This is a genomic window from Paenarthrobacter sp. YJN-D (assembly GCF_015040335.1).
In the GTDB taxonomy this organism is placed as follows: domain Bacteria; phylum Actinomycetota; class Actinomycetes; order Actinomycetales; family Micrococcaceae; genus Arthrobacter; species Arthrobacter nicotinovorans.
Map to the genome: position 1 here is coordinate 2,901,853 of NZ_CP053549.1, position 22,637 is coordinate 2,924,489.

25 protein-coding genes are annotated in these 22,637 nt (G+C 62.8%); 12 read left to right on the forward strand and 13 right to left on the reverse strand.

The annotated features are described in order from the left end of the window. Positions 1 to 34 precede the first annotated feature (34 nt). Together HMI60_RS13405 and HMI60_RS13410 are read right to left on the reverse strand one after the other, a co-directional pair. Positions 35 to 643, reverse strand: coding sequence for a MarC family protein (locus tag HMI60_RS13405; protein WP_018776528.1), 609 nt, complete (start codon positions 641 to 643; stop codon positions 35 to 37). A 13-nt stretch (positions 644 to 656) separates the two neighbouring features. Continuing rightward, entirely contained in the window at positions 657 to 1,502 is an 846-nt protein-coding gene (locus HMI60_RS13410) for a PHP domain-containing protein (protein ID WP_055971841.1), read from the reverse strand. 80 nt (positions 1,503 to 1,582) lie between these two features. On the opposite strand from HMI60_RS13410, the gene HMI60_RS13415 reads away from it, so the two are divergent. Continuing rightward, positions 1,583 to 3,166: an aminopeptidase P family protein gene (locus tag HMI60_RS13415; protein WP_055971838.1), complete on the forward strand. Its 1,584-nt coding sequence runs from the start codon at positions 1,583 to 1,585 to the stop codon at positions 3,164 to 3,166. A 95-nt stretch (positions 3,167 to 3,261) separates the two neighbouring features. Here HMI60_RS13415 and HMI60_RS13420 read toward each other — a convergent pair whose 3' ends face one another. After that, positions 3,262 to 4,092 (reverse strand): general stress protein, encoded by an 831-nt coding sequence (locus HMI60_RS13420; RefSeq protein WP_193589799.1) that lies wholly within the window; start codon positions 4,090 to 4,092, stop codon positions 3,262 to 3,264. A 76-nt stretch (positions 4,093 to 4,168) separates the two neighbouring features. Here HMI60_RS13420 and HMI60_RS13425 point away from each other — a divergent pair, with 76 nt between their 5' ends. The 3 genes from HMI60_RS13425 to HMI60_RS13435 are packed head-to-tail and all read left to right on the forward strand — an operon-like array spanning position 4,169 to position 7,297. Next, positions 4,169 to 5,452 carry a magnesium transporter MgtE N-terminal domain-containing protein gene (locus HMI60_RS13425; RefSeq protein ID WP_026266967.1) on the forward strand — a complete coding sequence of 428 codons (1,284 nt, stop codon included), beginning with the start codon at positions 4,169 to 4,171 and terminating at the stop codon, positions 5,450 to 5,452. Beyond that, positions 5,433 to 6,164: a DUF1003 domain-containing protein gene (locus HMI60_RS13430; RefSeq protein WP_018776533.1), complete on the forward strand. Its 732-nt coding sequence runs from the start codon at positions 5,433 to 5,435 to the stop codon at positions 6,162 to 6,164. Before HMI60_RS13425 ends, HMI60_RS13430 begins: the two co-directional genes overlap by 20 nt. Before the next feature lie 5 nt (positions 6,165 to 6,169). Beyond that, positions 6,170 to 7,297, forward strand: coding sequence for an Mrp/NBP35 family ATP-binding protein (locus HMI60_RS13435; RefSeq protein WP_018776534.1), 1,128 nt, complete (start codon positions 6,170 to 6,172; stop codon positions 7,295 to 7,297). A 59-nt stretch (positions 7,298 to 7,356) separates the two neighbouring features. Here the strand turns inward: HMI60_RS13435 and HMI60_RS13440 are convergent, their stop codons facing one another. The 3 genes from HMI60_RS13440 to sigE form a co-directional block, all read right to left on the reverse strand. Then, positions 7,357 to 7,758, reverse strand: coding sequence for a twin-arginine translocation protein subunit TatB (locus HMI60_RS13440; RefSeq protein ID WP_018776535.1), 402 nt, complete (start codon positions 7,756 to 7,758; stop codon positions 7,357 to 7,359). A 31-nt stretch (positions 7,759 to 7,789) separates the two neighbouring features. Continuing rightward, positions 7,790 to 8,596 carry a hypothetical protein gene (locus tag HMI60_RS13445; protein ID WP_079580633.1) on the reverse strand — a complete coding sequence of 269 codons (807 nt, stop codon included), beginning with the start codon at positions 8,594 to 8,596 and terminating at the stop codon, positions 7,790 to 7,792. 115 nt (positions 8,597 to 8,711) lie between these two features. Beyond that, positions 8,712 to 9,335, reverse strand: a complete 624-nt coding sequence (sigE, locus tag HMI60_RS13450) for an RNA polymerase sigma factor SigE (protein ID WP_018776537.1) — start codon at positions 9,333 to 9,335, stop codon at positions 8,712 to 8,714. A gap of 235 nt (positions 9,336 to 9,570) precedes the next feature. Between sigE and HMI60_RS13455 the strand changes: the two genes are divergently transcribed. Continuing rightward, entirely contained in the window at positions 9,571 to 10,203 is a 633-nt protein-coding gene (locus HMI60_RS13455) for an O-methyltransferase (protein ID WP_026266969.1), read from the forward strand. A gap of 97 nt (positions 10,204 to 10,300) precedes the next feature. On the opposite strand, the gene HMI60_RS13460 is transcribed toward HMI60_RS13455, so the two are convergent. The 4 genes from HMI60_RS13460 to HMI60_RS13475 all read right to left on the reverse strand — a co-directional run bounded on the left by HMI60_RS13460 (position 10,301) and on the right by HMI60_RS13475 (position 13,146). Continuing rightward, positions 10,301 to 10,468, reverse strand: coding sequence for a DUF3117 domain-containing protein (locus HMI60_RS13460; RefSeq protein ID WP_064721643.1), 168 nt, complete (start codon positions 10,466 to 10,468; stop codon positions 10,301 to 10,303). 228 nt (positions 10,469 to 10,696) lie between these two features. Further along, positions 10,697 to 11,872 (reverse strand): hypothetical protein, encoded by a 1,176-nt coding sequence (locus tag HMI60_RS13465; RefSeq protein ID WP_193589800.1) that lies wholly within the window; start codon positions 11,870 to 11,872, stop codon positions 10,697 to 10,699. Positions 11,873 to 11,949: 77 nt separating this feature from the next. Next, positions 11,950 to 12,291, reverse strand: coding sequence for a DivIVA domain-containing protein (locus HMI60_RS13470; RefSeq protein WP_193589801.1), 342 nt, complete (start codon positions 12,289 to 12,291; stop codon positions 11,950 to 11,952). 18 nt (positions 12,292 to 12,309) lie between these two features. Then, positions 12,310 to 13,146: a TIGR00730 family Rossman fold protein gene (locus tag HMI60_RS13475; protein WP_018776542.1), complete on the reverse strand. Its 837-nt coding sequence runs from the start codon at positions 13,144 to 13,146 to the stop codon at positions 12,310 to 12,312. A gap of 163 nt (positions 13,147 to 13,309) precedes the next feature. On the opposite strand from HMI60_RS13475, the gene HMI60_RS13480 reads away from it, so the two are divergent. From HMI60_RS13480 to HMI60_RS13495, 4 genes are all read left to right on the forward strand, one after another. Further along, entirely contained in the window at positions 13,310 to 14,065 is a 756-nt protein-coding gene (locus HMI60_RS13480) for an amino acid ABC transporter ATP-binding protein (RefSeq protein WP_018776543.1), read from the forward strand. 55 nt (positions 14,066 to 14,120) lie between these two features. Next, positions 14,121 to 14,996, forward strand: a complete 876-nt coding sequence (locus tag HMI60_RS13485; RefSeq protein ID WP_018776544.1) for a glutamate ABC transporter substrate-binding protein — start codon at positions 14,121 to 14,123, stop codon at positions 14,994 to 14,996. A 93-nt stretch (positions 14,997 to 15,089) separates the two neighbouring features. Beyond that, the gene (locus HMI60_RS13490; RefSeq protein ID WP_018776545.1) at positions 15,090 to 15,740 is read left to right on the forward strand and encodes an amino acid ABC transporter permease; all 651 of its coding nucleotides are present in this window, start codon (positions 15,090 to 15,092) and stop codon (positions 15,738 to 15,740) included. Continuing rightward, positions 15,737 to 16,600 carry an amino acid ABC transporter permease gene (locus tag HMI60_RS13495; protein WP_018776546.1) on the forward strand — a complete coding sequence of 288 codons (864 nt, stop codon included), beginning with the start codon at positions 15,737 to 15,739 and terminating at the stop codon, positions 16,598 to 16,600. The genes HMI60_RS13490 and HMI60_RS13495 overlap by 4 nt, the downstream gene beginning before the upstream one ends. A gap of 324 nt (positions 16,601 to 16,924) precedes the next feature. Here the strand turns inward: HMI60_RS13495 and dapE are convergent, their stop codons facing one another. After that, on the reverse strand, positions 16,925 to 18,055 hold the full coding sequence (gene dapE, locus HMI60_RS13500; protein WP_193589802.1) for a succinyl-diaminopimelate desuccinylase: 1,131 nt from the start codon (positions 18,053 to 18,055) through the stop codon (positions 16,925 to 16,927). An 85-nt stretch (positions 18,056 to 18,140) separates the two neighbouring features. On the opposite strand from dapE, the gene dapD reads away from it, so the two are divergent. Next, complete coding sequence (gene dapD, locus HMI60_RS13505) at positions 18,141 to 19,166, forward strand: 2,3,4,5-tetrahydropyridine-2,6-dicarboxylate N-succinyltransferase (protein ID WP_064721641.1); 1,026 nt, start codon at positions 18,141 to 18,143, stop codon at positions 19,164 to 19,166. A gap of 13 nt (positions 19,167 to 19,179) precedes the next feature. Then, complete coding sequence (locus HMI60_RS13510; protein WP_064721640.1) at positions 19,180 to 20,022, forward strand: hypothetical protein; 843 nt, start codon at positions 19,180 to 19,182, stop codon at positions 20,020 to 20,022. 63 nt (positions 20,023 to 20,085) lie between these two features. On the opposite strand, the gene HMI60_RS13515 is transcribed toward HMI60_RS13510, so the two are convergent. Both HMI60_RS13515 and HMI60_RS13520 read right to left on the reverse strand, forming a co-directional pair. Beyond that, positions 20,086 to 20,697, reverse strand: a complete 612-nt coding sequence (locus HMI60_RS13515) for a hypothetical protein (RefSeq protein WP_018776550.1) — start codon at positions 20,695 to 20,697, stop codon at positions 20,086 to 20,088. Positions 20,698 to 20,793: 96 nt separating this feature from the next. Further along, positions 20,794 to 21,417 carry a TetR/AcrR family transcriptional regulator gene (locus HMI60_RS13520; RefSeq protein ID WP_039242245.1) on the reverse strand — a complete coding sequence of 208 codons (624 nt, stop codon included), beginning with the start codon at positions 21,415 to 21,417 and terminating at the stop codon, positions 20,794 to 20,796. Positions 21,418 to 21,497: 80 nt separating this feature from the next. Here HMI60_RS13520 and galE point away from each other — a divergent pair, with 80 nt between their 5' ends. Further along, positions 21,498 to 22,514 carry a UDP-glucose 4-epimerase GalE gene (gene galE, locus HMI60_RS13525; RefSeq protein ID WP_039242247.1) on the forward strand — a complete coding sequence of 339 codons (1,017 nt, stop codon included), beginning with the start codon at positions 21,498 to 21,500 and terminating at the stop codon, positions 22,512 to 22,514. The last annotated feature ends 123 nt before the right edge of the window (positions 22,515 to 22,637 follow it).

The window sequence follows — 22,637 nt, forward strand, 5'->3', positions numbered from 1 at the left end:
GCCCGGCCTATAGGCTGGTTGTCCTGAGGGATTCTCAGGCCACACCTTTCACGAATGCCGTCACGGAGTCGGCGATCATCTGCACAGCGATGGCTGAAAGCAACAGACCGGCGATCCTGGTCACCAGCTCAACCCCGTTCTCGCCCAGCACCCGCTGCACCACGCCCGCGAACCGCATGGCCAGATACAACGAGGCCAAAACCACTGCGATGCCCAGCCCAACAGCCAGATACTCCGACAGCTGGCTGGACTGCTGAACGAACACCATCACGGCGACAATCGCGCCCGGGCCGGCCATGAGCGGCGTTCCCAGCGGCACGAAAGCCACGTTCTTGTATTTGGCAGCATTCTCTTCCCCGCTGGTGGAGCCTGTCAGCAACTGCAGGGCTATGAGCACCAGGAGCAGGCCACCGGCACCCTGCAGTGCTGCCAGTGAGATGTGCATGTAGTTCAGGATGGACTGGCCGAAGATCGCGAACACCACGATCACGCCGGTGGCTACCAGAAGTGCTTGGAATGCCGAACGATTGCGGTCCTTCGCGGAAAGCCGGGCCGTCAACGACATGAAAATCGGCACGGTTCCCGGCGGATCCATGATCACGAACAGGGTGACGATCACGGAGGCGAGCAACTGCAGGTCCATCAGCGGGCCCCCTTCACCGAACCACCGTGGTGCCTGATGCCAACTCCTCTATCCGTGCCAAGACCTCCGGCGACGTCGTATTCTCCCCCAGCAAGTTCGGTTTGCCCGCTCCGTGGTAGTCCGAGGATCCGGTCACCAACAGCCCGTGCTCTGCGGCGAGGCCGCGCAGGAACGCCCGACCCTCCTCAGGGTTGTCCCGATGCTCCACTTCAAGTCCCAGCAATCCGGCGTCGATCATGTCCCGGTAGGTCCGCTCCCCCACGATGCGCCCCCTCGACGAGGCCACGGGATGCGCGAAGACAGGAACACCGCCTGCCGCCCGGACAAGCTCGACGGCGAGGGCCGGGTTGGGTGCATAGTGCTGCACGAAGTAGCGCGAATGAGACGTGAGGATGGAGGTGAAGGCCTCCGTCCGATCCGCAACAACTCCCGCCGCCACCAGGGCATCAGCGATGTGCGGGCGACCTACAGTCGCGCCCGGCGCCACGTGGTGGATGACGTCGTCCCACGTCAGCGGGTAATCCTCGGACAACAACGTCACCATATGTTCGGCCCGGGTCAGCCGGGCATCCTTGGACTTCGTAATTTCCTCGAGCAGTCCCTCGTGCGCGGGGTCGTGAAGGTAGCTGAGGAGGTGGACGCTGATCCCTTCCTCGGTCCGGCAGGAAATCTCCATGCCGGGAACGAACGCAACGCCATGTTCTCTGGCAGCGGCCGACGCAGATTCCCACCCGTCCGTTGAGTCGTGGTCCGTCAGGGCTACGGCGTCGAGACCGGCGGCCACGGCGGAAACGATCACGCCGGCCGGTGTCTCGGTTCCGTCGGAAACATTGGAGTGCGCATGCAGGTCTATCCTCACTTTCCCAGCCTATGGGATGCGGGGCCGCTTGGAGTGTTGCGCCGTTGGCCTCCTCAAGGAACTGGTGGGACGATGTAACGGTGAACGATGCCGAAAACACCCAAAACATGGACTCCACAAATTCCCAGCCGCTGCAGGAGCGCGTCAACAACCGCTCACAGCGGCCCACGTCCGATGCCTTCAAGGCATTCATGGCCAGCAACTGGGCGCCCGCCCCGCAGGTGACCCCTGCACGGGACGCCGTTGCAGACCACGCTGCACGCCGCCGTCGTACTATCTCCGAACTGTTCAAAGGCGAACGGCTTGTCATCCCGGCCGGACCGCTGAAGGTCCGCTCGAATGACTGCGACTACCGCTTCCGCCCCCACTCCGGTTTCGCGCACCTGACCGGCCTGGGCGTGGACCACGAGCCCGACGCCGTCCTCATCCTTGAGCCGGTAGCCGAAGGAAAGGGCGACGACGGCGGTCACCACACTGCCACGCTCTACTTCCGTCCGTTGGCGGGCCGCGACACCGAACAGTTCTACGCCGACTCCCGAGCCGGTGAGTTCTGGATCGGTGCCCGCCCGACGCTTGCCGAGTTCGAAGCACGTCTGGGCCTTCCCACGGCACACATCGCCGAACTCGAAATGGCCATCACCAAAAACGTGGGCGCCCCGGAAATCGGCGGTATCTCCATCCGCCTCGTCCGCAAGGTGGACGAGAACATCGACGCCCTGGTGGATACTGCCCGTTACAACACGGCGAAGGATCCCGAAAACCTGGACCTCGGCGAACTGGATGCCTTGGACGAGAAGCTCAGCGAAGCCCTCTCCGAGCTGCGCCTCATCAAGGACGAGTGGGAAATCGAGCAGATGAAGATCGCGGTGGCAGCCACCGTCGAAGGCTTCGCCGACGTCGTCCGCGCACTTCCCCGCGCCCTCACGCACAAGCGCGGCGAGCGCGTTGTTGAAGGTGCTTTCTTCGCCCGTGCCCGCGAAGAAGGCAACGAACTCGGTTACGACACCATTGCAGCGTCCGGCAACAACGCCACGGTGCTGCACTGGACCCGCAATTCGGGGACCGTCAACGCCGGCGAGCTCCTTCTCCTCGACGCAGGCGTGGAAGCTGATTCGCTGTACACCGCGGATGTCACCCGGACGATGCCGGCCACCGGCACCTTCACCGATGTCCAGCGCAAAGTCTACGAAGCAGTGCTCGATGCCGCCGACGCCGGCTTCGCAGCCGCGCAGCCCGGTGTGAAGTTCCGCGACATCCACACCGCGGCCACCACCGTCCTGGCCGAGCGCCTGGCCGAATGGGGCCTGCTGCCCGTATCCGTCGAGGAAGCCATCAGCCCCGAAGGCCAGCAGCACCGACGCTGGATGCCGCACGGCACCAGCCACCACCTGGGCCTGGATGTCCACGACTGCGCCCAGGCAAAGAGGGAGCTCTACCTCGATGGCGTCCTCACTGAGGGAATGGTCTTCACCATCGAACCGGGCCTTTACTTCAAGGAAGAGGACCTGGCCATCCCGGAGGAATACCGCGGGATCGGTGTCCGGATCGAAGACGACATCCTGATGACCGCCGACGGCCCCGTCAACCTCAGCGCCGCACTGCCGCGCAAGGCTGACGACGTCGAATCCTGGATGGCGGGCATCTATCAGGACGCGCAGGGCTAAAGCCCTTCCAAGACGAAACAAACAGGGAAGGCCACCGGTGATCCGGTGGCCTTCCCTGTTTGTAGGTGCCCTGTTGTTCAGTGCCCTGTCAGTGACTACTCCTTGGTGGAGCCTTCGTGGCCCGACTGCTGCGAGTCGTCCCGGGGTGCATTGTTCTGTCCCTCGGTGACCCTGACTCCGTACTGCGGACGGCCATCGGGCAGATCCGGATAACGGACAGCTGCCGGCTTCGGGTTCTGCGCAGCAGGGGCAGGACCTGCGGGGGTCCCTTCCGGGTTCCCGGGCTGACCCTGGGCTGCAGGCTGAGCTGCGTCGGGACCGCGCTGGCCGTAGGGGTCGTTCCAGGTGGAGGGGCGCTCCGGGGCTTGGCCCGGCTGCTGGAACGGAGGATTCTGCGGGGTGTAGTTGCTGGTCTGGGCGGTGGCGGCCTGTGACGGATTCATGGGGAGCTGCTGAAGCAAGCGGCGTGCCTCGTGGGCTGCCTCCTGGGCCACAATGACGTCATAGTTCGTGGCCACCACCTGGCTGGTGGAGGTGAAGTCCCGCTTGCCGCGCTGCATGGCATAGGTGACGATGCCGAACAACATGAAGAAGGCCGCACCCATCAGCACTGAGGTAATGATGGAGAACGGACCACCGGCAGGAGTGAAGAAGGAGAGCATGACGCCAACGAACAGGCCGAACCACATTCCGCTCAGCGCACCGGACAACGCCACCCTCGGGTAGCTCAGGCGACCGGTCACCCGCTCCACCATTTTGAGGTCGTTGCCCACGATCGACACCAGCTGAACCGGGAACTGCTGGTCCGCAAGGTAGTCCACCGCCTTCTGGGCATCCAAATAAGAGGTATATGAACCCACGGTGTCGCCTTGGGGGACGCTGCGGGATTCCTCAATGGCTTTGGGGGCACCAAAAATGTTAGACATAGCCCCATTGTGTCCCATGGACATGTGAAGCGGCTGGAATTCAGCTAAAAGAGAGCAGACTCGGTAGCCTGTAAACATGAGCACACATCCTTCTCGCGTCTTCGTGGCGCGCCTTCTGGGCTTGGACGTCTTCGACCCCCTGGGCGATCGTCTGGGCCGGTTGCGGGACGTCGTGGTGCTCTCCCGCGGGACCCGCGGCGCGCCCCACGTCGTCGGCATCGTCGTCGAGGTTCCCGGCAAGAAGCGGGTCTTCGTCCCCATGACGCGCATTACCTCCATCGACCAGACCCAGATCATCTGCACCGGGCTGGTGAACCTGCGGCGCTTCGAGCAGCGTGGTGCCGAAACACTCGTGGTGGCCGAGATGTTCGACCGCAGGGTCACGCTGGCCGATGGCAGTGGCGACGCCACCATTGAAGACATCGCCATGGACCAGCACCGCTCTAAGGACTGGTTCGTGAGCAAGCTGTTCGTACGCCGTGGTCACTCGCTCTCCCCCCTGAGCAGGCTCCGCCGGAACGAGACCCTGATCATCGATTGGGCCGACGCCCAAACCGGGGGCCACAACGAACCCCAGGCCGCCACCCAGTTCGTTGCCACGCACGAAGACCTCAAACCTGCTGACTTCGCCGAAGCCCTGCAGGAGATGAGTGATAAGCGGCGTTTTGAAGTCGCCAGTGAACTCCAGGACGAGCGGCTCGCCGACGTCCTCCAGGAGCTCCCGGAAGACGACCAGGTCACCATCCTCTCTGCGCTGGACGTGGAGCGGGCGGCCGACGTCCTTGAAGAGATGGACCCGGACGACGCCGCCGACCTCCTTGCCGAGCTCCCTTCCGCCCAAGCAGAAGAGCTGCTGCAGCTGATGGAACCCCAGGAAGCCGAAGACGTGCGCCGCCTCCTGGAATACGACGAAGACACCGCCGGTGGTTTGATGACTCCTGTTCCGGTCATCCTCCCCCCGGAAGCCACCGTGGCCGAAGCCCTTGCGCACGTCCGCCGCGAGGAACTGTCGCCGGCGCTGGCCTCCTCCATTTTCATTGCACGCCCGCCCCTGGAGACGCCCACCGGACGGTTCCTCGGTGTGGTGCATATACAGCAACTGCTGCGGTTCCCCCCGCCGGAGCCCCTGGGCAACCTCGTGGACAAGAACCTGGAACCTCTTTCGGACCAGGCCCACATCAGCGAGGTCGCCCGGACACTGGCAACGTACAACCTGAATTCGCTTCCAGTCGTAGACGACGACGGCCGCCTCGTGGGGGCGGTGACTGTTGATGACGTGCTGGATCACTTGTTACCGGATGATTGGCGCGCCCACGAGGACGATGCCCCGATAAGGAAACTTGGAGGCCGCATTGGCTGACAACAACGGCACCCGATCCCCCCGTGGCACGGCACGCCCGGGCAGCAGCCTGGATACGCCACTGAGTGGCCGTCAACGGATCCTCCCCAAGTTCTCCCCCAATCCTGACGCTTTCGGCAATGCAACAGAGGGTTTTGCCCGATTCATGGGTACGCCAACGTTCCTGGTGTACATGACCGTGTTTTGTGTGTTCTGGCTCGCTTGGAACTCGTTTGCGCCCACGGAGTGGCAATTCGACCGCATGGAGTTGGGCTTCACCCTGCTGACCCTGATGTTGTCGCTGCAGGCTTCCTATGCCGCACCACTGCTCCTGCTTGCCCAGAACCGGCAGGATGACCGCGACCGTGTCTCGCTCCAGCAGGACCGCCAGCGCGCTGAACGGAACCTCTCCGACACCGAGTACCTCACGAGGGAACTTGCCTCACTCCGCATCGCCTTGCGCGAGGTAGCCACCCGCGACTACGTCCGGGCCGAGCTCCGCAGCTTGCTTGAGGACATCATCGACGCCCAGGAAGAACTCCGCGAAAGCGAAGCCTCCGCCGACGGCACGGAGTCACCCGGGGAGAAGGTCAAGGAGAAGCTGAAGGAGAAGCGGGACAAGTCCCGTGGACCCCGCACCCAGCAGATCCCCAAGGTACGGCCTCCGCGGGCCGCCGGACCCCAGCATTCCACCGCCAAGCCATCCCCAGACACCCCTGAAAGCCGGGCCTGAACGTTATGAGCACCGCAACTGCCGAGGCGCTGCACGCTGCCCTGGCAACGGTTATTGATCCCGAGCTCCGGCGCCCCATCACGGAACTGGGAATGCTGGAATCAGTCTCTTCCGACGACGACGGGATGGTCCATGTTGCCGTCCTGCTGACGATTGCCGGATGCCCGCTGCGCGAAACCATCACCCAGGACGCGACCGACGCCCTGATGGGGGTGGATGGTGTTACCGGCGTAGACGTGGAACTGAAAGTCATGACTCCGGCCCAGCGTGAAGCCCTCAAGGAAAAGCTCCGCGGCCCGGGTGGCCAGCGCGGCATTCCGTTCGCCAAACCGGGTTCGTTGACCAAGGTGTACGCCGTGGCAAGTGGAAAAGGCGGGGTGGGCAAGTCCTCCGTCACCGTCAATCTTGCCTGTGCCCTGGCGGCCCAGGGCCTCCGGGTGGGAGTTGTGGACGCGGACGTCCATGGCTTCTCCGTGCCGGCCCTGATGGGTATCACCCAGAAGCCCACACAGGTGGATGACATGATCCTGCCTCCCGTGGCCTACGGCGTGAAGGTCATCTCGATCGGCATGTTCGTCGAAGGCAACCAGCCTGTGGCCTGGCGTGGTCCCATGCTGCACCGCGCCCTGGAACAGTTCCTCACCGACGTGTACTTCGGTGATCTCGATGCACTCTTCCTCGATTTGCCTCCGGGCACGGGCGATATCGCAATCTCTGTGGCACAGCTGCTGCCGAACGCGGAGATCCTGGTGGTCACCACGCCCCAGGCAGCGGCAGCCGATGTCGCCGAACGCGCCGGAACCATCGCCACGCAGACCGGGCAGAAAGTGGCCGGCGTGATCGAGAACATGTCGTTCCTGGAAATGCCCGACGGCGGTCGTATGGAACTGTTTGGAAGCGGCGGAGGCGCCATCCTAGCTGAGAGATTGAGCGCAGCCGTAGGCCACGACGTTCCCTTGCTGGGGCAGATACCGTTGGATATCCGTTTGCGCGAGGGTGGGGACGCAGGGAAGCCCGTCGTCCTGGCAGCGCCCGATACTGCCGCTGCCAAGGCCATGGAAGGAGTTGCCGCGGCCCTGGCCTCCCGGCCACGCGGGTTGTCGGGCATGTCGTTGGGAATCGAGCCCCGCTAGCATCTGTGGGCAGCAGGCACCACCACGGTGGTCCACGGGAAGCCGTGCAGGCTATTGCCTTAGGTTGCCTCAGTGTCGAAAGGAGCGGCTTCGCCTTCGGCGAGCCTCTCGATGACCCTTACAGGAGCCTTGGGCTTGGCCTCTTCGGCAATAGCGGAAGCAGCGGTGGCCGCGGCTGCCGGTCCTCCTGCGCTGACCGGTTTGGTGTCATCGTCCAGCAGGGCATCCTTGATGATGCGCCGGGGATCGTACTGACGGGGATCGTATTTCTTCCAGTCGACTTCATCGATGTCGATGCCGACTTCTTCTTTGATCTGCTCGCGGGCGCCGGAAGCCATCCGCCGCACTTCTTTGACCAGATTGGCCAGCTTTTGAGTGTATTCGGGCAAACGGCTGGGACCGATGACGAGTACGCCGATAATCAGAAGGAGTATGAACTCCGGGCCGTTGATTCCAAGCACGCTACGAAGATTACCTTGTCTGTGGTGCCGCTCATAAACCAGCGGGGCGAAGAAGGGTCTGAAGACCGCGAAGCAGCCTGGGGTACCAAGTCTCCGAGCCCCGTACGCGGGGAGCCTCCGATACGGAATCACCGGCCCGGACTATCTCCGGGACAGCGTCATCAGCACTCTCTGCCGGAAGGTCGGAAGCATAGCTGATCACAGCTGCCTGCGTGGAGTAGACGGCTTTCCATGGGGTTCCTTGCGTGACCGAGAGCTGCGCCGTCGTCGACTGTTCCTGCGGATCCTGCCCCGCGGGCCGGTGCTCCTCCACAATCGTGGCGAAATGACCGTTGTGCTCCAGCCTGATCTCCACGGCCGGATGGCCGTTGACCATGGTGGCCTGCGCGGACACGACGCTGAAGCCCATTCCGGCCAGCTCAGGGCATGCCCAACCTTCCTCCCTGAGGGCATCCAGTTGGGCGGAACTGAGGGTAACTGTGCTCCCGGCCCGGAATGCCGGCGCTACGGCGGACTCCATTTGCCCACCCGTCCACGCCCCGGCGAGTACGCCGGCGTCGTTGGTTTCCACGAACGCCTGCGGCTGCTCGTCCCCGGCCACGACAAAGGCCGAGGCGGCCAGGGCTGCAGCGGAGACCGTCAAGGTGCCGGCAGCAATGGCCGTGATCCTGAGACCCCGACGGATTCCATTCACCGGCGGGGTTGAGTCCAAGGTCTGCCCGGGATGGTTTGCGAGCCGTTCGGTGTGCTGGATCAACCTCGCTGCGAGGTCATGGCTGGCCTCAGGCACAGCAGCATCACGGAGGCGTTCAATGTACTGCCGTTCCTGGCGCTGCATGGCACGGCATTTCGCACATTCCTGCACATGCTCCGGGCTCCGGGAATGGCGCAGCGAAGCCAACTTTCGCCGGTACGAGGCTCCCGGGCGATGAGGACGTCGGGGCATCGACAACCTAGAGGATACTTGCGATGCGGGGCATCTTCAGGCGCGGCTTCCGGGCCTCGGCCGGACGGGGGTCCCGGTGGGCCAGTTTCTCCCGAAGCATGGTGCGGCCACGGTGGATACGTGACCTCACGGTGCCAAGCTTCACGCCCAAGGCTTCTGCGACCTCGTCATAGGAAAGACCTTCAAGATCGCACAGCACGACGGCGGCGCGGAAGTCGGGCGGGAGTTCCTCCAGTGCCCGCTGGACGTCGAGGTCGAGGTTGTTGTGTTCGAAGCTCTGTTCGGGGCCCGGCTCACGTCCGGGCAGCCGTGATTCCGCGTCCTCGGCAAGCGCGTCAAAGCGGATCCGGCTCTTGCGGCGGGCCTGGTCAAGGAACAGGTTGGTGGTGATGCGGTGCAGCCAACCATCCAGTGTTCCGGGCTTGAAGTTTTCGAGCGAGCGGAAGACCCTCACGAAGACCTCCTGGGTGAGGTCTTCGGCGTCGAACTTGTTGCCGGTCAGGCGGTAGGCAAGGCGGTACACCTTGGCGGAGTGGTTGGAAACCACTTCCTCCCAGCTGGGCATGACCCAGTCAGTGGCTGCCTCGAGGCCCTCCGATGTCAGGACTGGCGCAGCATTGGATGCCGGCATCGTCCACTCCCCTCAAACTGTGGTTCACCGATTATTCGGTGCCGCCCACCTCTTGGATGACCGGAGCAATATCATCCCAAGTTTGTCTGGGAATTTCCTGACTGGACATAGTTTTTCCCGCAAGGCTGAAAACATGGGCGGACACAGCGCCGGGGCGCTTGGCAACGGCGGTCCAGCGGGGGCAGACACAGTAGTCTGGTACAAACACCCCTACCCGCGGAAAGCGAATCCCTTCATGAGTGCCGACAAGTCAAGCAGCTGGTCCTACGCAGAAGATCTGCCGGCTGAGGATGACGTCATGTTGCGCGCCCGTGAGCGTTCCTTCGAGTTGGGGGTAACTCCCGTCAGTCCCGGTGTCGGCGCCGTACTGACGGTGCTCGCTGCGGCCTCCAAGGCGCAGACAGTGGTGGAGGTTGGCTCGGGAGCCGGAGTGTCCGGCGTCTGCCTGCTGCGTGGCCTGAGCCCCCAGGCCGTCCTGACCACCATCGACGTTGACGTCGAACACCTCAAGGCCGCCAGGGAAGCGTTCCTTGAGTCCGGCAGCCCGGCCAACCGCACCCGTACCATCTCCGGACGTGCCGCGGATGTCCTGCCGCGGTTGACCGACTCAGCGTACGACCTCGTGTTCATCGACGCCGACAAGCCGAACTTTCCCAAATATGTGGAGCAGGCGATCCGCTTGCTCAAATCCGGTGGCACGCTTGTCATCAACGACGCCCTGGATAAAGACCGCGTCTCCAATCCGGCTGCGCGGGACGCCACTACCGTGGTCCTGCGCCAGATCGGCAAGGCAATCCGCGACGACGAACGGCTGGCTTCGGCGATGCTGCCCACCGGCGATGGCCTTCTGGTGGCCGTCAAGAAGTAGACGCTTGTGAGGCGCCGGCACCCCGCAAGGTGGCCAGCCCGCCCACAGGTTAAACAAAAGCAGGGCTCCAGCTCACGCCGGGCCCTGCTTCGCAACTCTATTCGGTCACACCTACGAGGCATTCCTTGAGGTTTTCCGCTTCGGCGGCATTGAGCTCAACCACAAGCCGTCCGCCACCTTCGAGCGGCACACGCATGATGAGGCTGCGTCCCTCTTTGGTAACTTCCATAGGGCCGTCGCCAGTCCGTGGTTTCATAGCCGCCATTAGGAAAATCCCCTCCATTTGTCCCAAGTCACGCCCAACCCGGCCGGGCTGGATCCGCGTCGCAATTGCAGCCGGCGGCACCGCTTGGGAGGCCGCCATGGCCGGGCACTGTTAGGTGCTTTGTCCTTGCTCTTGGTCCATTATCCCGTACTTACCCGCCCGTAGCGAAATCAACGGCCTATTTGTCCGGGCTTTGTACATATTAGCGTTCGCGGGCAAAGGTCCACGTCAGGGCGGATAGTCGCCTCCTCCGGGCAGCGGGGCCCAAGCCCACAGCCACACCACCCAGACAATTTGGAGGAGGACGAACATCACCACTGCCGTCCCCCGGTATGCCTTCGACTTTGACAGCGCAGCTGCCGCCAGGGCCAGGGGGAACAATGGCAGGAGCATCCGGAAGGTGCTGGTCTGTGGGTGCAGAAAGACCAGGAGGTAGCCCATGTAGCAGGCACACCATAGCCGTAGTTCCGTCCCCAACGCCCGCACCGGAGCGGACACCATGACCAGCACAAACAGACCGGCGAAAACAAAGGGCGCCAGGACCCCAAGCACGGGACCGAACAGCATCCGGCCGGTGTCGAACCACGGCTTGAAAGGCACAAGATCGTGTCCCCGCCATGCCGTTTCCGTCCGCGTATAGGCTGCCGGGTCGCCGGTCGCCGCCCAGGCTATGGCCGGCCACGCGAGGGCGCCTATCCCCGTTGCCACCACCAACGCTGCCAGGGAAACCAGACTGCGCGTGGAGGAAGCAGTGTCCGTCGATGGCCGCCTGAACCGCTCCCACAAACGCCACAGCAGGAGCAACCCCACCATGGCGGCAAAGGGCACGCCCGTAGGCCTGGACAGGCACATCAGAAGGACCACGGGAATCGCTGTCAGATAGCGGCGCCTGACCACCAGCAACAATGAAGCCGCTAGCAGCAGCAGATTCAACGATTCCGCATAGGGCACTTGCAGAATAGGCGACACCGGGAAGGTCGAGACGAAAACAACGCCCCACAAAGCCGTGCGCTTCCCTGCGAATTCACGGAAGAGCTTGAAGATCACCAGGGCAGCGCCCAGCCCCGAAGCCATCGCGATAACCGTCAGGGCCTGAAGCGTGCCAAGGCCGGTCATGGCGGAGAGGCCTCGTCCCAGGAGCGGGAAAAGAGCGTAGAACGCCCAGGCGTTCTCCTTGACTACCCCGTTGGCATCTACCGGCAGGACCGAGGGATAGCCGTCATCGGCAGCCCGTTGGTACCAGCGTCCGTCCCAGATCGTGATGAAGTTCCAGTAGTCGGGGGCCGGTGGGAACCACGGGTTGGTTCCCTGCTGGAGCGCGGCCGCCATAAAGATGCAGGCACTGACCAGGCGGGCAGCCACAAAGATCAGCGATACCTGCAACCACCAGGGCCAACCGGACATCCTTGCCCCAGCATCCGCCGCGGCCCTGGAGAGCCTCGCAGCGGGTCCTTCGCCGTGCCGGGCCGGCGTCTGGACGGTCACTGCCCGGTACGGCCGGAATCGCCGTCCCCGGGCCGCTCCCGTACGAGCGCGCTGAGCCTCTCGATTTCGAGGTCCTTGGCCCGCAGCTGGTCGCGAAGGTCATCGAGGACCTGGTCCACCTGGTCCATCCGGTAGCCGCGCAATCCCAACGCGAACCGCAGGGAGTCGACGTCGGACGGCCGCGCCTCGGCCGGTAACAGCACCGGGGGCAGGTTGGGAACGGGATCATCGAGGCCCGTACCGATCGTGCGCCCACGGACGATTCCGGTGCCGAGGTACAGCGCCGCACCAACCAGGACAATCGCGAGAAACACCAGGAAAAAGCTCACAGTGTCCATCGTGCCAGAAACACGCTGCTACTCGGGGCGCTGCTCGCCCGTAGGTGTGGGAAGCGGGGCACCGTGAAGCACCCGGTGAACGGCATCGGCCGGGTCGTCGACCAACTGGATCAGGTCGAGGTCCTTTTCGGACACCATGCCCTCTGCCACCAAGGTCTCCCGGATCCATTCGATCATGGGTCCCCAGAACCGAACACCCAGGAGGACAATCGGGAACGAGGTCACTTTGCGGGTCTGGACGAGGACCATGGCTTCAAAGAGTTCATCGAGGGTTCCGAGTCCGCCGGGCAGCACCACAAAGCCCTGCGCATATTTGACGAACATCGTCTTCCGGGCGAAGAAGTACCTGAAGTTGATCCCCAGGTCCACCCACTGGTTGAGTCCCTGTTCGAACGGCAGCTCGATACCCAGGCCTACGGAGACTCCGTTGCCCTCGACAGCGCCCTTGTTCGCAGCCTCCATGGAACCGGGACCGCCGCCGGTGATGACTGCGACCCCGGACTCTGCAAGTTTGCGCCCGACATCCACTGCCATCTCGTAGTACTCGGTCCCGGGCTTGGTGCGTGCGGAACCAAAAACACTTACTGCGGGGCCCAGGTCGGCCAGGGCACCGAAACCTTCCACGAACTCGCTTTGGATCCGGAGAACGCGCCAGGGATCGGTATGGATGAACTGTCCGGCACCGCTCGTATCCAGCAAATGCTGGTCCGACATTCCCGTATCCGCCTGTTTGCGCCGAAGCTCCAAAGAGCCTTTGTGCTTGGCGGGCGCAATCTCCGAAGGCAGGGGCACGTGGGTGGTCCTGTCGTGGCCGTTGGCATCCGGGTTGGGAATTGAGTGCTGGCTGATGCTCATTGCCCAAGGCTAGCGCTTATGGACGCCAGCTCCATCGCAGCGACCCGCGGCTTGCATTGCAGTCTGGTATATGGCTGGGGAGGAGGTTTCTGTTCAGTCACGATCTTCAGGAACTTGCCGTGACCGTGGTCATATTTGCTTCTTTGTTCGCTAGATTCTTCGTATGACTACTCAAGCGTCCGGCGATGCCCTCGTCTCCCTGAACGGCGTCAACAAGCACTACGGTCAATTGCACGTCCTGAAAGACATCAACCTCCAGGTCCGGAAGGGCGAGGTCGTGGTTGTTATCGGACCTTCCGGGTCGGGTAAGTCCACGCTGTGCCGTGCGATCAACCGTTTGGAAACGATCGACGACGGCGATATCGCCATCGACGGGAAGAAGCTTCCCGAAGAAGGCAAGGACCTCGCCCACCTGCGGGCCGACGTCGGAATGGTTTTCCAGTCCTTCAACCTGTTCGCCCACAAGACGATTCTTGAGAACGTCACTCTTGGGCCGATCAAGGTCAAGAAGGTCGCCAAGGGCACCGCGGACAAGGAAGCCATGGCCCTCCTTGAGCGTGTAGGTGTCGGGCATCAGGCTCCGAAGCTGCCGGCACAGCTTTCGGGCGGACAGCAGCAGCGTGTGGCCATAGCCCGCGCCCTTGCCATGAAGCCCAAGGTGATGCTGTTCGACGAGCCGACGTCCGCGTTGGACCCCGAAATGATCAATGAAGTCCTGGACGTCATGATCCAACTGGCCAAGGAAGGCATGACCATGATCGTGGTGACCCACGAGATGGGCTTTGCCCGCAAGGCTGCCGACCGTGTGGTGTTCATGGCCGACGGCCAGATCGTGGAAGACGCAACCCCTGAGGAGTTCTTCACCAACCCGAAGAGCGACCGCGCCAAGGACTTCCTGTCCAAGCTACTGACCCACTAGCTCCTTACAGCCCGCACCCCCGGCCGTAAGGCGGCCATCCAATGAAAGGAACACCATGAAGTCTCTTATTACCCGGAGGAAGTCGCTCCTGGTGGCCGCTTCTGCTGCTCTTGCCCTCACGCTGAGCGCGTGTGGCGGCAGCAGCACCACCACTCCCCCTGTCGCCTCGGCGAGCTTCGAAGCCGGTACCACCATGGAAAAGCTGAACAAGGCACAGAAGATCACCATCGGCACCAAGTTCGACCAGCCGCTCTTCGGCCAGAAGGGCCTGGACGGCAAGCCTGTCGGTTTCGACGTTGAAATGGGCAAGGCAATCGCCGCCAAGCTGGGCATCGCCGCTGACAAGATCGAATGGGTGGAGACCGTGTCGGCCAACCGCGAACCGTTCATCGAACAAGGCCGCGTAGACCTTGTCATAGCGACTTACACCATCAATGACTCCCGCAAGGAAAAGGTTTCCTTCGCGGGCCCGTACTACGAAGCCGGCCAGGCCCTCCTGGTAAACAAGGACGACAACTCCATTACCAAGCCAGAGGACGTCAAGGGCAAGAAGGTCTGCTCCGTCACGGGCTCCACCCCTGCCAAAACCATCGTCGACAAGTACGGCGCCGAACTCGTTCCGGCAGCCAACTACACTGCTTGCCTGGAACCGCTCCGCAATAAGCAGGTTGTCGCTGTTACAACGGACAATGTGATCCTTGCGGGCTACGTCGACAAGGAACCGGATGCCTTCAAACTGGCATCCGAAGAAACCTTCACCAAAGAGCCCTACGGCATCGGCCTGAAGAAGGACGACACTGTCTTCCGCAACTGGATCAACGACCAGCTGGAGGAATTCGCCAAGGACGACACGTACAAGAAGGCCTGGGAAGCAACCGCGGGCAAGGTCATCAAGACAGTCCCCGACCTGCCGAAGATCGACCGCTACTAAAAGAACCGGTGGCTGTCGCCGTCCCCTGCCGGGGCGGCGACAGCCTTTCATCTTTAGGATTCAGTCCTTTTTCCGCCACAGACGAAGGAAGCCATGGACGCCATCTTCGAGAGCCTTCCCCAATATTGGGACGGATTTCTCCGAACCCTGTTCCTAGCTGTTGTTTCGGGCGTCATTGCCCTAATCATTGGCACCCTCCTGGCAGCAATGCGCGTGTCGCCCGTTGCCGCCCTGCGCGGTTTCAGCACGTTCTACGTTGAAGTCGCCAGGAACACTCCCCTCACTATTATTTTCTTCTTTTCCGCCATTGTGCTGCCCCGTCTCGGCGTCAAATTTGAACAGTTCGAAGTCGCGGCAATCATTGCTCTCAGCAGCTACACCGCCGCATTTGTCGCAGAAGCCGTGCGCTCGGGCGTCAACAGTGTTCCCGTGGGCCAGGCGGAAGCCGCACGCAGCGTCGGAATGACGTTCACCCAGGTCCTGGGGCTGGTTGTCCTGCCCCAGGCGCTCCGCACCGTTGTACCCCCCTTGATCAACATCATGATCGCGTTGGTCAAGAACTCATCCGTTGCCGGCGCGTTCTTCGTACTCGAACTTTTCGGCTATGGCCTTCAGCTGTCCAATAGCCGGGGCGACGCAGTCATGTGGATCCTGATCGGTGTGGCCTTCTTCTACCTCCTGATCACTGTGCCGCTCGGACTTCTTGCCCACTTCGTCGAGAAAAAGGTGGCGATTGCCCGATGACTTCCGTTCTCTATGACGTACCCGGCCCCAAGGCCAGGCGCATGTCCCTCGTCGCCTCGGTAATTGGCGCGCTCATTATCCTCGGTGGAGTGATCGGCGCCATCGTCATCCTGTCCTCGCAGGGCATCTTCAATGCCTCGCGATGGGAGGTCTTCGTCAACGAATCCGCCAAGGACGTCTGGACGCAGCTGGGCTTGGGTCTGCTGGCCACCCTGCAGGCCGCAGGTGTCGCCGCGGTGATCGCTTTTCCGTTGGGCGTCGCCTTGTGCCTGCTCCGAATATCACTGATTCCGTGGATACGTATTCCCACACAAGTGGTTCTCGAGTTCCTCCGCGGCATGCCGGTGGTTCTCATGATCTTGTTCGTACTGCTAGTGTTTGCCACGAGCCCGTTCGTGGCCGTTGTCAGCGGCCTCGTGTTGTATAACGCAGCCATATTCGCTGAGATCCTGCGAGCCGGCATTCAGTCCCTCCCGAAGGGGCAACGTGAAGCGGGCCTGGCGATTGGTCTTCGCAGCTTTCAATCGCGAATGAGCATCGAGTTTCCGCAGGCTATCCGGCGCATGCTGCCCTCGTTGGTGGCACAGCTGGTAGTTCTCCTTAAGGACACTTCCCTCGGGTACATCGTGGCCTACGAGGAACTCCTGCGTAAGGTGAAGCTCATTTCGGACCTCGAGCCCAGCCTCCTGTTCTCCGCCTTCTTTGTCGGAGCAGCCATCTACATCCTGATAAACCTCTCCGTTTCGCGCTTGGCCATTTGGATCGAACGCCGCGGATCCAGGAAGGCAGCCGGCGGCATGGCCTCCGCCATCAAGACGGTGGATCTCCAAGTCAACGCAGCGGGCACGGACAAGAAGTAGTCTCACGCACCTCGAACTCTCTCAAGAACGAAAAACCCGGGATGCCGATTCTTTCCAGAATCGGCATCCCGGGTTTTTCACGCTGATGAATCGGATATCAGATAGTTACGCACGGCCTCGAGCTTATGCTTTCAGGACCGAGCCCACTGGACACGTAGATATTGATCTGACCGCAATATGTCCCTGCACCATTCATCGGCGCAAGCGGTGTCTTGAACGCCAATGCAACGAGGTCCCACGGCGGCAGCTGGGAAGTCTTGCACTCCCCTGCGAAGAAGGCCCGCAGCCAAACTGGCTGCGGGCCTCCTTCGCGTCATGGGCAGGTTATGCCGACGGCGCCAACCACGTCCTCAGTGCACGGAGGCACTCACGGATGGCGTCGGCGTCGACGTGTTCGTTGTCCTTGTGCGCCAGCAGCGGATCGCCGGGGCCGAAATTCACCGCCGGGATTCCCAGCTCGCTGAACCGCGCGACGTCGGTCCATCCGTATTTGGGTTTCGGCTCGGCGCCCACTGCGGCAACAAAGGAAGCAGCCGCTGGGTGGTTCAGTCCCGGTCGCGCGCCGGCAGCGGCGTCCGTGCGGACGACGTCGAAGCCTTCCAGGAGATCGCGGACATGGGCCTCGGCCTCATCCGGGGTCTTGTCCGGGGCGAAGCGGTAATTGATTTCCACCACGCAACGGTCCGGGATCACGTTGCCGGCGGTTCCACCGTTGATCTTCACCGCGTTGAGGCTCTCACGGTAGTCCAGGCCGTCCACGTTGATGGTTCTGGGCTCGTAGGCAGCCAGGCGTTCAAGAATCGGGGCTGCAGCGTGGATGGCGTTGACTCCCATCCAGGCCCGTGCGGAATGGGCCGTCTCACCGAGCGTGGTGGCCTCGAAACGGCTGGTTCCATTGCAGCCGCCTTCCACCGTGCCGTGGGTTGGCTCCAAAAGGATGGCGAAGTCACCCTTCAGCAGGTCTCCGTGGTTGCGGACCAACCTGCCAAGGCCGCTCTTGACCGCTTCCACTTCCTCGTGGTCGTAGAAGACGAAGGTGACGTCCTTGTCCGGCTGCGCTCCGTCGTCGAACAGTGTTGCCGCAAGGGCGAGTTGAACTGCGACGCCGCCCTTCATGTCAGTGGTGCCGCGGCCGTACAGGACACCCTCCCCCGGCGTGCCCGATTCCCAGGTTGCCGGTACAGTGCCGAGCGATCCCTCGACGGTGGGCAGGGGAACAGTGTCCAGGTGGCCGGCAAGGATCACCCGTTCAGCTCGCCCGAGTTCGGTCCGGGCAATAATGGCATCGCCATCGCGGACCACCGTGTAGGCAGGGATGGCGCGAAGGGCAGCCTCCACGGCATCGGCCAGTTCGGTCTCGTTGCCGGAGACGGAGTTGAAGTCGATGATCGCGGCCGTCAGCAGGGCAACATCCTGGCGCAGGTCAAGAAGGGCGGGAGCAGGGTTCAGGGTCACCCGTCCAGCTTAATGCCAACAAATGCGACTTCACCGGCATGAGACGCGTTTCAGCCGACCTCCGCCTGCTGGATAGACTTGGCCCATGACTGAAACTGCTTCCTCCGCTGCGCCCGCAAACGCGCCCACCAACGATCGATCAGCTTACGGATTCGGCCTCGCCACCATAGCCACTTCGGCATCAGGGGAAGCAACCGTTCTGGACGTCTGGTTCCCGGCACCGTCACTGGGCGTTGCCGCAGAGACCCTGCGTGACGTCGACAACGCCGACCCCGCACTCACAGCACTGGCAGAAGAGGGCAAGGACGCCGACCGCGGCACCGAGCAGAAAGTGGTCTTCGCACAGATCGACCTCGACGCCGCCCCCGCGGACACGGCCGACGCCTACCTCCGGCTGCACCTCCTCTCGCACCGCCTGGTCAAGCCGAACAGCATCAACCTGGACGGCATCTTCGGAAAGCTCCCCAACGTGGTCTGGACCAACTTCGGTCCGGCCGCCGTTGACGGTTTCGAGCTGACCCGCGCCCGCCTGCGCAAGCGCGGCAACGTCGTGGTCTACGGCGTGGACAAGTTCCCCCGCATGGTTGACTACGTCGTCCCCACCGGGGTGCGGATCGCCGACGCCGACCGCGTCCGCTTGGGTGCCCACCTTGCCGAGGGCACCACGGTGATGCACGAAGGCTTCGTGAACTTCAACGCCGGAACCCTGGGCACCTCCATGGTGGAAGGCCGCATCTCCGCAGGCGTCGTGGCCGGTGACGGTACAGACGTCGGTGGCGGCGCATCCATCATGGGCACCCTCTCCGGTGGCGGCAAGGAAAAGATCGCCTTGGGTGAGCGTGTTCTCCTTGGTGCCAACTCCGGCGTGGGCATCAGCATCGGAGATGACTCCGTGGTTGAAGCCGGCCTGTACGTCACCGCGGGCACCCGCGTCCGCGTCCCGGGCCCCAAAGACGAAAACGGCGAAGACACCAGCCAGATCATCAAGGCTGTGGAACTCTCCGGCGTCCCCAACTTGCTGTTCCGTCGCAACTCCACCACTGGCGGTGTGGAAGTCCTCCCCCGCAAGGGTCAGACGGTGGAGCTGAACGAAGCGCTTCACGCCAACTAGCAGGAGGATATCCGTGCGCCGGTTCCGCCGCGCCATCGTAGCGGTGCTGGCTCTGGCCCTGGTGGCAGGCGCCATCTACGCGATCGTCGCTGTACTGCAGCGCTCCGAGACCCTGGTCACGGAGCGCTGCACCGCCGTCGTCGGCTCCGAAAGCCACGAGCTCGCCACGGACCAGGCTGCGAATGCTTCGCTCATCACTGCCATCTCGGTCAAACGTGGCCTGCCGCCCAGGGCCGCGAGCATTGCCTTGGCCACTGCCATGCAGGAATCCAGGCTGCGCAACATCAATTACGGTGACGACGCCGGCCCTGATTCCCGCGGCCTGTTCCAGCAGAGGCCCTCACAGGGTTGGGGGACCGAGGCGCAGATCATGGATCCGGTCTACGCGAGCAATGCGTTCTACGACGGCCTGGTCAAGGTGCCCGGCTACGAGACCATGGAAATCACCCAGGCTGCCCAGGCAGTCCAACGCTCGGCCTTTCCCCGCGCCTACGCCCAGCATGAGCCCATGGGCCGGGCCTTCGCATCCGCGCTGACCGGACATTCGGCGTCGTCACTGAACTGCGAACTGCGCATGCCGGAAGCGGCCGGCGACCCTGCCGTCGTCGTGGATGAACTCACGACGGCGTTCGGCACCCAGGCGGCCACCGTCCAGGGCCGCACGATACAACTGGAGCTGACGGGCACCCAAGCCTGGGCTGTAGCCCACTGGGCCGTTGCGAATGCAAAGGCGTTGTCCATCACGCAGGTGGATGTCGCAGGCCAGACCTGGAACCGCGAAAAACGCGATGGTTGGCAAGCTGGCGCTGCATCTTCGGATGCTGTCACCATCACAGTGTCAGCTCCCACCACGTGAGTTTTTGTACAGCCAATGCCCTTAAGAGCGCTCCTTAAGGGCATTAGCTGTACAAAAACTCCATCAGGCGAGCATCTCAACCACGGGCTGGACGTAGCTTCGGAAGGCATCCGGCTGGGACATGAGCCGGTGGCTCATGATCATCGTGTCAGGCTCCAGGTACCACGCCCGGGGCTCGTTAAGCGGCAATTCGATGATGGTGAGGTCGAAATCCCGGGAGCTGCGGCCCACCTCCAACAGCCGGTCTTCCACCATTTCGCTGAGGACCTGGTTCAGGCCGCTTGCCGCTCGTTCGGCTTCAAGCCGGGCGTATTCGTCAATCCTGTCCGTGGCCCATCCCAAGGCCGAGCCGAAATGGGCTTGGAGGACTCTCTGGAGCGCCGGCGAGTTACCGAAAGCCTTGAAACTTGGAGGCTCGAGTTCGGACACCGGCTTGGGGTAGGACTTCACCAGGCTTTCCCACCAGGCTTCCCATTCGGTTTTGAGGGCGTTGATGCCGCCCACGTCGGAGGTGAGATGGCTGTGGTCTGCGTGTCGGACTTTGGGGTCCGCGTGGGAGAGGCTCGGCTTTCCCGCGCCGTCCAGGCCGGCAACATCGCGCAAATACAGGGCGATGAGCATCGGTCCGGACGTGTCCATGGTGATGCGCCACCCTTGGCCGTCTGATACGTGCATCCCAAGACCTCCATCAGCAGGATACCGACATCACCCAGTCTATTCCTGATGGGCTGCCCTGTCCCATGCCGATAGCAGGGCTTTGGCGTACCGGCACTAGGACTCCGCTGGCTCCGCCAACGTCTTCAAGTGCGATGCCAGGACATCACTGCATACCTCGGCCGTCATCCACTCAGGCTGAAGCAAGGCGTGCATACAGAGCCCGTCCAAGGTGGCCAAAAGGCGCTCTGCTTCCGTCACCAGGGTTTGCCTGGCATCGGCCTGGCCGGGGTTCAGAAGCAGGATCAGCCGCCCAATGGCGGCTGCCACGGTCCGGTGGCTCCGCTCAGCTTCCGGGGCGAGGACGGGCTTGATACGGGCGGCATGCCTGAAGGCCATCCAGACACAGGCGTCTACGGCGAGTTCCTCATCCAAAGGCAGGAACTGGCCGAGGAGATTCAGGACGGCTGCGTGGTGTCCCGGACTGCCGGCGACTTCCAGTTCAACGTCGGACAGCGCCGTCTCGAGGCGCCCGGCGATGCGGTCAATGACGACCCCAAAGGAGAAGACCAGTAGTTCGTCGCTGCTGGCAAAGTAATGACGTACCGAGCCCACGGCCAGTCCGGCCTCGTCGGCTACTTCCCGGAGGGATGCCCGTTCCAAGCCATCGCTGGCAATGATCCGGAATACAGCTTGGACAACTTCCTGGCGCCGGGCTTCGGCATCAACAATTTTGGGCACCAGTCGTTTTTAGCACGAACGTGCTTCAACACCGCTCAATACGAAGCGGCGTGGCTCCGATTTCCGATAGCGTAGGGACCATGAAAATTCTTGTCACGGGTGGCACCGGTTACATCGGGTCCCACACCGTCTTGTCCCTTCAGGAAGCCGGCCATGACGTCGTCGTGCTGGATAATCTGGTGAACTCCAGCGAGGAATCCCTGCGTCGGGTGTCCGAGCTCACCGGCAAGAACGCGGCCTTCCACAAGGTTGACCTGGTGGATGAGCCCGCCGTCGAGGCCGTGTTCGACCAGCACCAGATCGATGCCGTGATCCACTTCGCGGGTCTGAAGGCTGTAGGAGAATCCGTCCAGGAGCCGCTGGCCTACTACTACAACAACATCGTTGGCACCCTCAACCTGCTCCGCGCCATGGACAAGCACAATGTGCGCTCCATCGTCTTCAGCTCGTCGGCCACCGTCTACGGCGAGCACAACCCGATCCCCTACATCGAAAAGATGGAAATCGGCGCCAACAACCCGTACGGCCGCACCAAGGAACAAATCGAGGACATCCTCTCGGACCTCGGCAACGCGGACGACCGCTGGCATATCGCACTGCTGCGCTATTTCAATCCAGTGGGCGCCCACCCGTCCGGCCGCATCGGGGAAGACCCGCAGGGCATTCCGAACAATCTTGTCCCCTTCATCGCCCAGGTAGCGGTTGGACGCCGAGAGAAGCTGATGGTGTTCGGCGGCGACTACGATACCCCGGACGGCACGGCCCAGCGCGACTACATCCACGTGGTGGACCTGGCAGAGGGCCACGTAGCAGCCCTGAACTACATTGCCGACCGTGCCGGCGTCCGGCGCTGGAACCTCGGCTCCGGCCGTGGGTCTTCCGTCCTGGAGGTCCTGCGGTCCTTCGAGAAGGCCGTGGGCCAGCCGATCCCCTATGAGATCACCGGCCGCCGTGCAGGCGACCTCCCCGCCTTCTGGGCCGACGCATCCTCTGCGCTGGCGGACCTCGGATGGTCCACCACCAAGACCGTGGACCAGATGTGTGAAGACCACTGGCGCTGGCAGAAGAACAACCCCTTCGGCTACAACGCTTCCTGAAGCAACGCGGGGTCACTTATGGCCCCCTGGAGGCCCCAACATGGGCCATAAGTGACCCCGCGTTGCTTTTAGGGGCGGAAACAACGACGGCGGCCGTCCCACCTCGCGTGAGGTGGGACGGCC

Coding starts and splice junctions, on each gene's coding strand:
- HMI60_RS13465 (WP_193589800.1), bottom strand. CDS start 11,872: ATGTCCGGTTGGCCCTGGTGGTTGCAGGTATCGCTGATCTTTGTGGCT.
- HMI60_RS13470 (WP_193589801.1), bottom strand. CDS start 12,291: ATGGACACTGTGAGCTTTTTCCTGGTGTTTCTCGCGATTGTCCTGGTT.
- HMI60_RS13495 (WP_018776546.1), top strand. CDS start 15,737: ATGACTTCCGTTCTCTATGACGTACCCGGCCCCAAGGCCAGGCGCATG.
- dapD (WP_064721641.1), top strand. CDS start 18,141: ATGACTGAAACTGCTTCCTCCGCTGCGCCCGCAAACGCGCCCACCAAC.
- HMI60_RS13485 (WP_018776544.1), top strand. CDS start 14,121: ATGAAGTCTCTTATTACCCGGAGGAAGTCGCTCCTGGTGGCCGCTTCT.
- HMI60_RS13515 (WP_018776550.1), bottom strand. CDS start 20,697: ATGCACGTATCAGACGGCCAAGGGTGGCGCATCACCATGGACACGTCC.
- HMI60_RS13435 (WP_018776534.1), top strand. CDS start 6,170: ATGAGCACCGCAACTGCCGAGGCGCTGCACGCTGCCCTGGCAACGGTT.
- HMI60_RS13455 (WP_026266969.1), top strand. CDS start 9,571: ATGAGTGCCGACAAGTCAAGCAGCTGGTCCTACGCAGAAGATCTGCCG.
- galE (WP_039242247.1), top strand. CDS start 21,498: ATGAAAATTCTTGTCACGGGTGGCACCGGTTACATCGGGTCCCACACC.
- HMI60_RS13475 (WP_018776542.1), bottom strand. CDS start 13,146: ATGAGCATCAGCCAGCACTCAATTCCCAACCCGGATGCCAACGGCCAC.
- HMI60_RS13405 (WP_018776528.1), bottom strand. CDS start 643: ATGGACCTGCAGTTGCTCGCCTCCGTGATCGTCACCCTGTTCGTGATC.
- HMI60_RS13445 (WP_079580633.1), bottom strand. CDS start 8,596: ATGCAGCGCCAGGAACGGCAGTACATTGAACGCCTCCGTGATGCTGCT.
- sigE (WP_018776537.1), bottom strand. CDS start 9,335: ATGCCGGCATCCAATGCTGCGCCAGTCCTGACATCGGAGGGCCTCGAG.
- HMI60_RS13490 (WP_018776545.1), top strand. CDS start 15,090: ATGGACGCCATCTTCGAGAGCCTTCCCCAATATTGGGACGGATTTCTC.
- HMI60_RS13420 (WP_193589799.1), bottom strand. CDS start 4,092: ATGTCTAACATTTTTGGTGCCCCCAAAGCCATTGAGGAATCCCGCAGC.
- HMI60_RS13425 (WP_026266967.1), top strand. CDS start 4,169: ATGAGCACACATCCTTCTCGCGTCTTCGTGGCGCGCCTTCTGGGCTTG.
- HMI60_RS13480 (WP_018776543.1), top strand. CDS start 13,310: ATGACTACTCAAGCGTCCGGCGATGCCCTCGTCTCCCTGAACGGCGTC.
- HMI60_RS13460 (WP_064721643.1), bottom strand. CDS start 10,468: ATGGCGGCTATGAAACCACGGACTGGCGACGGCCCTATGGAAGTTACC.